Consider the following 11,260-nt stretch of genomic DNA (forward strand, 5'->3'; position numbering starts at 1 on the left):
CGATCGAAACAGTACGCAACAGTCAGTACGTTCTGGTGAAGAATATAGCTGCTGGAAAGCACCGCGTTGAGTTAAGTTACAAATAATGTCTTGTCCTGATTTGAATTGGCCGTTTTCTGAACGGTGGCCGGGTAGGAGGGAAGGGCTAAAAATGGCCCTTTTTGCGTTCAATAAACCCATTCAATTTAATCGTTCACGAATTTTTACCTGACGCCGGTTTTTCTGGACGAACTAGGTTGGTAGTTGCTAAAATTATTTTCTCTATCCCTTGCTTTGAATGATTGGCTTACTAGTTACTGATCTGGCTGAGATCGGTTGTCCAATAATCGCTTGCTGGTTTGGGTGAATTGGTGAAGCTTTTTCTTTAATAGATCATTGGGTAAATAATCGGTCAAGTATTAGGCTACTTTGATATTGGCTGCATCTAATTGGAGCAGTTCAATCTGTTCCTTGTTACCTTCGGCGCATAAAATGAGCCCGATTGGACTTTCCTCACCTGGCTGCATATCATACTTTTGCAGCCAACGCAAGTAAAGCTCCATCTGTCCCTTATAAGCGGCTTTGAACTTACCGAGTTTCAATTCAATGGCGACCAGGCGTCGCAAGCGTTGGTGATAGAACAGCAGATCTAGGTAAAAATCCGCGTTGTCAATGATCATCCGCTTCTGACGCTCCACAAACGTGAAATCATTCCCTAACTCAAGAATAAATTTTTCAATCTCCCGTAAGATCGCTTCCTCCAGATCCGATTCATTGAAGCTGTCTTTCAATCCCAGGAAACCAAGCAGGTAAGGGTCTTTAAACACCAGATCGGGCGTTAATAGGTCCGTCTGTTGGAGCTGCTGCAATTCGAGCCGGGCTAACTCCTCCGGTTTTTTGGCGATGGCGGTGCGCTCAAACAGCATACTGTCAATCCGTTGGCGTTATTAAAGCGTTTGGTACAACAGCAGAATAGACTTGTCTCTTTTTAGAAAACTTGCCTGATTGTGCGACTACTTGAAGAAGCCTTATGCACATTAGATTAAAATCACTAAAATGATTTTATAGATGCCTATATTGTTATCGTTGTTTGCAAACAGATTTGCAAATAAAATTAAAAAGGAGTTGCGAATATTCGCAACTCCTTGAATTACATGGCTCCCGAAGCTGGGCTCGAACCAGCGACCCTCTGATTAACAGTCGTATCCAAATTCTTTTTTATATTTATTCTTTATTGTTATTTTGCTGGTTATATGTTTGGGAATCAATAATTTATCTCTTGTCTTTTTATCAATACTTATTGCTGACATGCGTTGATTCTGTATATTTGTATTGCAAGTTGTATTGCAACTTTAGACTATTTCCAATACAGTGCCAAGTTATTATCATTTATGAATACAGCAACGGTAAATCTATTCCTTGATAAACGAGCGAGCAAAGAAGGAGAGGGGTTAATTAAATGGCTAGTCTGCCAGGATCGTAAACAACGCCTATTTACCACTGGTATAAAAGTTACACTGGAGGGTTGGAATTTTCTGCAAGCTAATAAAGGCCGTAAAGTTCTCGACAACCGCATCAAGGATGAAGAAAAGCGCGATTTATGGCAAAAAATATACGGTGATACGTTCCGCGATGAAATAACGGGTAAAGAACAAACGGGCTATTTGAAACGAGCTCAGGTTGTCATTGGCCAGTTATACGACACATTTACCTTCGACGGTTTTGCTGAGGCTATCACTAACTATGGAAAAGAACAAGTTAAGCCTGTCGAACAAACCGATTTGATCGCTGCCCTTTTTTCAAAAGCGGCCAATATGAGCGGAGCTGGACGAATTGGCAATGCGATGAACTACGAACTGGCGGCAAAATCATTGCGTCGGTTTGTCTATTCACTCAGTGATGAAAAACGCAAGGAATTTCTAAATATTCCTGTTCCTCGTCGATCAACTCAACTTCGGCATGAGGTTACGTTGAAGTTTGAAAATCTTACTCCTGCTTTTCTGACTACCTATGAGCAATGGATGCAACACTACGGTAAAGCTTCGCAAAGTCCAACAAGGCCCTCAACTGGTGCCAGTTTGACTACTGTGGGGATTTATCTGCGGCATGTACGTGCAGTCGTTAATGATGCCATAGAAGCTGGAATTATAAGCCGGGATACGTATCCTTTTGGTCGCAATCGGTACATCATTCCTGCTGGCGCTAACGTCAAGAAAGCTTTGCCCAAAGCCGATATTGAAAAGATCAAGCAGTACCAGCCTCTAGCCGGGACTACAGAACAGCGCAGCCATGATTTATGGCTATTCTCTTACTTCTGCAATGGAGCTAACCTAACGGATATTTGCCGGTTAACTTGGAACCGAGTTGACCTTAAAGAAGGAAAATTAACCTTTATCCGACAAAAGACCGCCAGAAGTAAAAAACAAAATCAGGTGCCTGTAGTAGCCCATTTACGACCAGAAACATTGGCCATTATTGAAAGATGGGGAATGGTAGAACGGCGACCAAATGGCTATGTGTTTCCGTTTCTTACATCTGATATGACTGACCGTCAGAAGAAACAGACTATTCACCAAATAGTAAAAATGACAAACAAATGGATGGGAAAGATTGCTGAACAGATAGGCATTGAAGGTGATACAAATTCGTATTCTGCCAGGCACTCATTTGCTACCAGCCTGTTAAAGAGTAAAGCTCCGCTTGCTTTCATCTCTAAGTCGCTTGGACATACTAATATTAAAACAACTGAAAGTTATTTAGGCTCTTTTGATGATGAAGAGGCTAAGGTATTCTTAAACTCTTTGTAGTTCACAGGAATGTGAATTGCTAAAAATTGGACGTTTTCGTGGACGATTTCTATTCGAGCGTAAATCGGACATACTTCACTAATTAATAGTAAGTTATGCTGTTCAAAAAATAGTAGAACTGGTAGTTAATTGAACGATTTTGAGTAGGAGGTAAGGTTACAGGTTTTTAGTGATCATCAAAGCTAGTTCGTAGCGTACGAGCTGACCTGTCGTGAAATCACCCGGTAGTACAGGTACCATTGAATGACTAAGTCAAGTGACTCAAGCGTTTCGGTTGAGCAGCATTAAGAATTTGTAGAGTATCTTTTCCTATCCGTCGGACTCATTGGTTTTCATTCATAATGCCACTATTTAACGCGTCCATCATGTCTTGTAGGCTGATTCATCGTTAAAAACTCTGGCGCTACGTTCATCTTCTCGGATTGTCTGTTTAGAACGTGCTGTCCGAACAAGAACTTTCGATCTAGGGCATAATTACCAATATCGGCCATAAAAGGTATCTACGGCTTGTCAATTTTCATGAGGTAACGGAGATCATTCATAGTATAAAGACGGCTAAAGGCTACCACCAGAAGTGATTTGTCGACTATTAAAGACTTCAAAAACATTGTTGTAGATTACTCTAAGGGTGAATAACTGGATGTTTCTAAGGATTTTCTAAGTTCTATTTAAGTTCATTCTAAGAGGGCGAAACGTAGTTTGTTGGAAGTCAACTTAACCGACCCGTTGTTATGCCTAACCTTACCCAGTTAGCCCTGTCGCTGCTTGCTATTTCTGTAACCACTATATCGCTATCTGTTTTTCAGCTCTGGAAATTTATTAGGCAGCTCCAGCAACGGGATAAAATCCGTGAACTCATGACGTATTAAGGGTGCGATAATAAACAGTTAAGATGAATTCGTCGGCTGTCAATGGGAGAGAATTGGGCAAGAATGACAATGGATTATGTATATGATGAGCCAACTCATAATAAACAGACGAACACTCGGTGTAACGTTTACAGCCGATCACCAGGCAAACGTCGTCGTATGGGTTCCTCAGGCGAAAGAGGTTGCCCTATCGATCAACGGTCACGCCATTAATCTGCCCCTGACAAAAGGTAGCAGCGGCTATTGGCAGCTCACTACCGATCAACTCAAGCCCGGCGATACATATAAGTTTGTGCTTGACAACGAAAAGGAATGGGCTGACCCGACCTCGCTGCTACAACCGCAGGGTGTATACGGGCCCTCGCAGGCTTTCGATACCAAATATGTTTACTGGGAAGATTCGAGTTGGGTAAACCCGCCCATCGATGAGTATATTGTCTATGATATTAATATCCACACATTTACGGCGGAGGGTACATTAAAAGCAATCGTCGGTAAACTAAGTCATATAAAAAAGCTAGGCGTTAACGCAATTCTGATTCGGCCCGTCACGCCTTTCCCCGATTCACGTAATCAAAATTTGGAAGCCGCTTTTCTATTTGCCGTGCAGGCTTCGTACGGTGGCCCTGGTCAATTGCAACGCTTAGTCAATGCCTGTCATTTCGAGGGGTTGTCCGTTATTCTGGATTTGCCTTATAAACAGGTTAATCAATCGGAATACGTACTTAGTGAAGGTAGTGTCTTTTCTGCTCGTAAACTGACCGCTGACAGGTCGAAAGCTGAATCTGGTAATGAAGCATCCCGGGAGGCTTATGGGCGCCATCTTGTTGAAAATGCCCTGATGTGGTTCCGTGATTTCCACGTTGATGCGTTACGTCTGGAGAATGTTCACACGCTACCTGACGCGGATCAGTTACTACGTACCATTCGGGAACAGACTAACGCGCTGACCGCTCAAACGGGTCGTCAGCATTACCTGTTAATCGAACAGGATATGACGCTTATGCCGAGCGGCACGAAACAATCGGACAGGGAAAAAAAGAACATTAGTGACCACCAACAGAAATTGTCTGGCAAAAGCTGCAACGCCTACTACATGGATTTTAATCACAATCGTCATAAAACAAAGCAATATCGAAAGGATTGTTTGTGCGATAGCACGTTTTCAACCATTCTTCAGGAACTGTTTGAGCGGGAGGCTGATACGGCCTCTGATGACGCCTTTGTCACCATTCTGCAAACGTACCACCAAACCGACAAGGAGCAACTTAGTGAGCACTCCGACAGAGAAATTGACGGTGAGTTTGTCAAACTGGTAGCGGGTTCCATTATGGTAAGTCCCTGTATTCCTACGCTGTTTATGGGCGAAGAGTGGGGTGTTACGAGTCCTTTTCAAAAATTAACGCATAGCGAACCCGTTCTTGCCGCTTCTGAACCGGTGGAATTAACAGAAAATCGGGATGAATTGATGTTGGTGCTACCGTGGGAAAGCCTGAATGAGATTCCAAACCAGACTTTATATCGCTATTATCAGTCACTTACGGCGCTACGTCGGAAGCAACCAGCACTGTATCATCTGAATCCAAAACAAGCCAGGGTTATTTATCAGGATGGAGAATCAACGTTATTTCTACACCGGTCGTACAAAACGAATCATGTACTGTGTCTGATGAATTTTTCCAGCGAAAAACAAACCGTTACGTTACCAGCACTTGGCAAAAACTGGCAGAAATTACTCGATTCAGCCGACCCAATTTGGAATGGTCCAGAGGCTTCACCGGAATTGTTGACGGATGCCAGCCAACTAACCCTACAGCCCGAATCAATTGTTGTCTATAAAGGTGGAGTGTAGCTGATTAGCGTGCATTGGTTCATTGTCTCTAAACTTCATCACGGCTGATATTGATGCTATAGTTCAGGACTTTTTTGAGGGTCTCTTTGCCCTGCAGATTGTTAATCACGCTAAAGTGCCTGTTATTTTCTATAGGATCTTATTCGTTCTAACCTATAAGAAGCTATCGACAAGCTACCAGCAGGCGAATGAACCATCTCCGTTATTGCTGACTTCCCCACCATTCTGTTCTGTTAAATTAGCCGGTCACATCAGTTGTAGCCCGATGCCTGCACCCTTCATTTGCGGAGACGATATTGGCTCATTGTGTTATAAAGCGATATGAGATCGAACACCCTGACCGAGCCTAGTAGAACCTAGACGTTAAGTGCAAACGGATAATCTATGTTCTTTCGGTCCTAAACTAATTTATAACCTGATTGAGAAATGGTACATTTTTACCAATTTCATATTTATTCACTCCTCCGCCAGCGGTCAGTATGGTGTGGAAGAACTGGGCGGAGGCAGGCTAATTATTTTATTCAAAATCGCTGGAGAACAAATGAAGTCATTCATACATCGAAATTCGCTTTGGACACTACTTTTACCTTTTTTTATGCCGGAGGTAACAATGGCTCAACAAGCCGACAAGCTGATTGGGAGTTGGTTATTTCCCTCCAAAGGCTCCAGCGTAACGATTTACCGACAGGGGGATCGGTACTTTGCCCGCGTTGCGGAGGTCGATCAGGCCGGAGAGGAAAATTACGGACTCGTCAAAGGCGCTATTCTCATCCACAATCTTATATATGATGGAAATATCTGGTCAGGGGGGCAGCTAATTCACCCTAAGACGGGCACTAAATTAAGCGTTGAGGTATCGATGGATAACCCGCAGGAGGTAACCGTAATGGTGTACAAGGGCATCAAACTGTTCCATCGAAAATTTGTCATGACTCGAAAAGAAGGGCAAAGTTCATAACGCGTATAGCAGTCAGTAAGGCTTTGTGCCTTCGTGGTTAAACACGTCTGATCAAATAGGCTCTTACGTATTATTAGAGCTATTTTACAGTTGAAGTAATCAAACTGTTCATTTTTCGGTCAGCAGTTTCAGCAGAACCCCATTAGTCCAGCCAAAACCGTCCTGATTGGGATATTCTCCACCCTTGGCCGCTGCCGTGCTGATCACGTCGTATTTTTCGACTATCTTCCCCGACGCTTTATAAACCCGCAGATTCTCGGCTACCCAGTTCGTTTTAACTTTATTCGCGAGTGGTAGCTGCCGATAATTACGTAGCCCCTGAATTGTTATCCATTGCAGGGGTGCCCAGCCGTTAGGGGCGTCCCACTGCTCACCGGTACGTATCAACGTAGTGGTTAACCCGCCTGCCTTCAAAAATAATTGCTCCAGTTTACGGGCTACCGCTACTGCCTGTGCCGACGTAGCGATTTTAACAAAAAGCGGATAAACGCCCGCTAGTGAATAGACTGAAGACGGTTTTCGGGCAACAAAATCATAGTCGAAATAGAATCCGTTTTTCGAATTCCAGCAGTAGCGCTGGATGGCATTACGTCGCTGCTGGGCTAGTTCTTCATATTTTCTGGCTTGTATCTGATTGCCCTTAAGTCGATAGCCACTAGCCAGGGTTTGCTCCAGATTTACGAGCAGCGCATTTAAATCTACCGGTATAAAATCGGTGGTGTGAATGGTACGCAGGTTTTTGCCATCACCCAACCACCGGCTGCTGAAGTCCCAGCCTGATTCGGCGGCAGCGCGAAGTTGTCGATAAAGTAGCGAAGGATTTTTGGATGATCGGGCTAGTTGGACATCTTCCCGGTACGATTCGGGGCGGGGTGTCTGTTTGTCGTCGAAATGTCGGTTCAGGTACACTCCTTCATCCAGCCGCACAACCCGCCGGCGCGCTGGTTGCTGTGCGTTTAGCTGATCTTTATCAGCCATCCAGAAATCATATTCTTTTTGCAGTTCGGACAAATAAGTAAGCAGAATCCGACGGCCCTGTATTTCGGATAACAGGTTCACCATAAACGAGAAAAACGGAGGCTGCGACCGACCCAGAAAATAAGTCCGGTTACCATTAGGAATATAACCAACAGTCCGGATCAGATAGGCAAAGTTATCGACCATATTCCTGATCTGAGCCGCCCGATCTGAGGCACGTAGGCCAAGCATCGTAAAATAACTATCCCAGTAATAAATCTCGCTAAAGCGCCCCCCAGGCACTATGTATGGTTTGGGCAATGGAATAAGCGAACCTACTTGCTCGTCTGATGTAGGTTTAGGTGTATCCGGCCGGGTCAGCACCGCCCATAAGTCAGTAATGTGCTCCTGAGCTGACTGCCCTACTTTGCTAGAATAGCCGGATGCTGGCCTGATCGGTAACGTAAAGTGCTGCAGGACAAACGTTTTTAAGTTGAAGTCGGCCTGTTTTCGGGCTTTCTCGTATTTGGCCAGAATCGCTGCCCGAGGAAACTTCGGAATGCAGTCGGCAAAGGTTTTCGAATCGGGAAATACGGTTTTTAACTGGACCGCCTTAAATAACTCGCCAAACTGCTCATCGGGACTTAGTTGTGTTTGTTTAGCGGAGCGTGTTTTTTCGAGAACAGGCTGCGCTTTATCTAGCGTCGGATTTAATACGAAAAAGAGAAGAAATACTACGTAGTGATTGGATTGTTTCATGCAACACAATTTACAGAACGTATATGTTTTTAATCGCTGAGTGCACAACGGTTTTCCGCAAAGAGTGCACAAGGTGTTTTCTTTACGCTCTTTGCGGTATCCGTTGTGTACTCAGCGAAGAATGCATACGCTTCGATTAAATATCAGCAATAGTACCCAGCACCGCTTCTTCTTCCAGGAGTACGTTTGCTGCGACTGATACGTTGGGTTTCCCAACAATCGATTGAATAAGTTGCAGCGGAACGTGTACCCAGTCGGGACGGTTATTTAGCTCAAAATTTAAATCTGAAATAGCTTTTTCGAGCAGGTACGTTTCCAGCATCATCTGGAAGTCGTCGGGCTGTTTGGGAATGAAGGAACTACCCTGAACCGTTTCCAGATACGCTTCCATGAAAAAGTTACTCATGCACCTCGCCCAGAATTTGGCATAAGGAAGCAGCCGGAACGTATCATTTGTCGGTACCTGATTTGTCTGCAAAAAGCCTTCGTAACCAACGTAGTAGAACGAACGAATCATAGAAGCTACGTCGCGCAGGGGAGACCGCTTTAGTCGGCGTTCGCTGTAGCTACGGGTCGGGTCGCCACCGAAATCCTGAATTGCCAGGTCTTTGCCGGTCAGCAGAATTTTTTCCAGTTGTAAATCGCCATGAATTCGAATTTTCGTGCTGTCGAGCTTTTGGCGGTAAATCCGCTTAAACAGAGTCAATACGTCGTCTTTTCGGGCCAGCATCTGTTCAACATCCCGTCGTACATCATCTGGAAGGCGTAGCAGATTTCGTTTTTGAGCCTGATAACTTTCGCGGACCAGTGACTGAAAACCGGCAAACAGCGACCGCTGGTAATGCAGGGAGAATTCTTCCGGCGCAAAATCTTTATGCGACGTATCGGAAGCCAGTGCCCGGTGCATCTGGCCGATACGTATGCCCAGAAGCCGGGCCTGCTGAGCGGCCCGGTGTCCAAGTAATTCCTGGGTTTCGGGCGGTAACGTAGTAAACGGAACAGGCTGGCTTAACGTACCGAGTGGTGCGGCCAGCGAAACGGCTAACTGCACCGGATCGCGCGCTAGTATTCGCTCGATAAAATTGTTGATACGTTCCAGGACGTAGTGTTTCCCATCGCCGTGCTGGGCTATCATTTCCTGCATAACCCCCAGCGTGACTGGTTCGCCCCCTGTAATCATTTCGACCGCTCCGGCAAACGGAAGAACGTTTGTAAATCCGGCGGTCTCCGAAAGAAATTGAGTAATTTCGGTGTCTGGATTTACAGACAGATCGACCTTCCTGTACATCTTTAGCTGATAACAGTGGTCGTAGGCCACAGTGGCATAATCCTGTTCTGAACTGATTAATTTAGATTTTATAACATTGTGCTCCCGGACGTAATCGGTCAGTGCCGATCTGCTTTGAAAGACGATATTGCCTTCGATATGTCGGTTGTGCTGGACCATTTTCTGAAGCAGTGCCTGCTGAACTTCCGCCAAATACAGCCCATCACAAAGCACGCCCGACTCATGACCCAGTTCCAGATTAGCCAGCACTGCCTGCGGACAACTGTGAGCGAGCTTAGCGGCCTGCGCCTTGTCGGCAAATGCTACGATTAACTGGAATATTTCGGGCAAACCCCGTTCGTATGAAATCTCAAGCAAAAGCATAAAGGCAGACCCAACCGGCAACTTTAAGGGAGCGTGGTTCAGGATCGAAACGCTCCGCATGGTTTCTCTTTTTTCACGGAACCAGTCAGTTCTGAGCAGGTAATCCGGTAAGACCTTGGTTTCTAGTCGTTCGCGGGAACCATTGCCCAAAATCTGTCCCCAAAGGGCAACGTGAAGCGTAGGTAGCTGAAGGGGAGACACTACGTTCGTATGGGCCTTCTCCAGTACAAACCATTGGTAATCGTGCGGAGCCAGGGTAAAGAAATACGTTTCGGACTCAGAAATAGCCGGAAACGGATTTCGGCTGAATGCTTCGACGGGCACGTAGCCATTAAACCCGTTAAGTTCAATTTCGGCGGGCTGTGCGAACTTCGATAAGTTAATAATAATCAGCAGGGTTTCGTCTTCGTACGTACGAGTGAAAGCCAGTACTTTCGGATTTTCGACGTTCAGGAATTTCAGATCGCCCCGGCCAAAGGCTTTGTATCGCTTCCGTAACGTAATCATCCGCTTCATGAACCAGAACAGTGACGACGTATTCCGGCGTTGTGTTTCTACATTAATGGATTCGTAATGATACTCGGGATCAAGAATGGTTGGTAGGTAGAGTTTGTGCGGATTTGCCATCGAAAAACCGGCGTTCCGGTCCGGCGACCATTGCATGGGCGTACGTACACCATCACGGTCGCCCAGGTACACGTTGTCGCCCATACCGATTTCGTCCCCGTAATAAATAACCGGTGTACCACGTAGCGAAAACAGCAGGCTGTTCATCAGCTCGATCTTCTTCCGATTATTACCCAACAGTGGCGCCAGCCGGTGGCGAATACCCAGGTTAATGCGCGCTCTGGGATCTCTGGCGTAGGTTTTGTACATATAATCCCGCTCTTCGTCGGTCACCATTTCCAGCGTTAGTTCATCGTGGTTGCGCAGAAAAATGGCCCACTGGCAATTGTCGGGAATAGCAGGAGTTTGATCGAAGATGTCGGTGACCGGATATCGGTCTTCCATCTGCAGCGCCATGAACAGACGGGGCATTACCGGAAAGTGGTAGTTCATATGGCACTCATCGCCATTGCCGAAGTACGATGCTGAATCTTCGGGCCACATATTGGCTTCAGCCAGAAACGCTACGCCCGGAAAATGCTCATCTATGTGTTTGCGTAATTTTTTTAGAAATGCGTGGGTTTCGGGCAGGTTTTCACCATTCGTGCCCTCCCGCTCGAACAGATACGGTACGGCATCCAGCCGAAATCCATCCACGCCCAGCTCGCACCAGTAATCAATCATCCTGAACACTTCTTCCTGAACCAGCGGATTATCATAATTCAGGTCGGGCTGGTGATGAAAAAAGCGGTGCCAGTAATACTGTTGCGCTTCGTGGTCCCAGGTCCAGTTGGATTTTTCAAAATCCTGGAAAATAATCCG

The 11,260-nt window shown here is 45.6% G+C and carries 7 protein-coding genes; 4 read left to right on the forward strand and 3 right to left on the reverse strand.

Annotated features, from left to right (window positions below; genetic code table 11):
* Nucleotides 1–398 precede the first annotated feature (398 nt).
* The gene (locus ACOJS8_RS09960) at nt 399–905 is read right to left on the reverse strand and encodes a PDDEXK nuclease domain-containing protein (RefSeq protein WP_420148390.1); all 507 of its coding nucleotides are present in this window, start codon (nt 903–905) and stop codon (nt 399–401) included.
* A 465-nt stretch (nt 906–1,370) separates the two neighbouring features.
* Between ACOJS8_RS09960 and ACOJS8_RS09965 the strand changes: the two genes are divergently transcribed.
* The 4 genes from ACOJS8_RS09965 (at nt 1,371) to ACOJS8_RS09980 (ending at nt 6,465) form a co-directional block, all read left to right on the forward strand.
* A complete protein-coding gene (locus ACOJS8_RS09965) occupies nt 1,371–2,786 on the forward strand; it encodes a tyrosine-type recombinase/integrase (protein ID WP_420148391.1) in 1,416 nt (471 codons plus the stop codon).
* A gap of 731 nt (nt 2,787–3,517) precedes the next feature.
* Complete coding sequence (locus ACOJS8_RS09970; RefSeq protein ID WP_420148392.1) at nt 3,518–3,655, forward strand: hypothetical protein; 138 nt, start codon at nt 3,518–3,520, stop codon at nt 3,653–3,655.
* Between the two features lie 82 nt (nt 3,656–3,737).
* Entirely contained in the window at nt 3,738–5,507 is a 1,770-nt protein-coding gene (locus tag ACOJS8_RS09975) for an alpha-amylase family glycosyl hydrolase (RefSeq protein WP_420148393.1), read from the forward strand.
* Between the two features lie 541 nt (nt 5,508–6,048).
* Nucleotides 6,049–6,465 (forward strand): DUF2147 domain-containing protein, encoded by a 417-nt coding sequence (locus ACOJS8_RS09980; protein WP_420148394.1) that lies wholly within the window; start codon nt 6,049–6,051, stop codon nt 6,463–6,465.
* Nucleotides 6,466–6,573: 108 nt separating this feature from the next.
* Here ACOJS8_RS09980 and treF read toward each other — a convergent pair whose 3' ends face one another.
* Nucleotides 6,574–8,181: an alpha,alpha-trehalase TreF gene (gene treF / locus ACOJS8_RS09985; RefSeq protein ID WP_420148395.1), complete on the reverse strand. Its 1,608-nt coding sequence runs from the start codon at nt 8,179–8,181 to the stop codon at nt 6,574–6,576.
* 136 nt (nt 8,182–8,317) lie between these two features.
* The coding region (locus tag ACOJS8_RS09990) for an alpha-amylase family glycosyl hydrolase (RefSeq protein WP_420148396.1) at nt 8,318–11,260 on the reverse strand (2,943 nt) is incomplete at its 5' end.

It is taken from the genome of Spirosoma sp., from assembly GCF_048594605.1.
Taxonomy (GTDB): Bacteria; Bacteroidota; Bacteroidia; order Cytophagales; family Spirosomataceae; genus Spirosoma.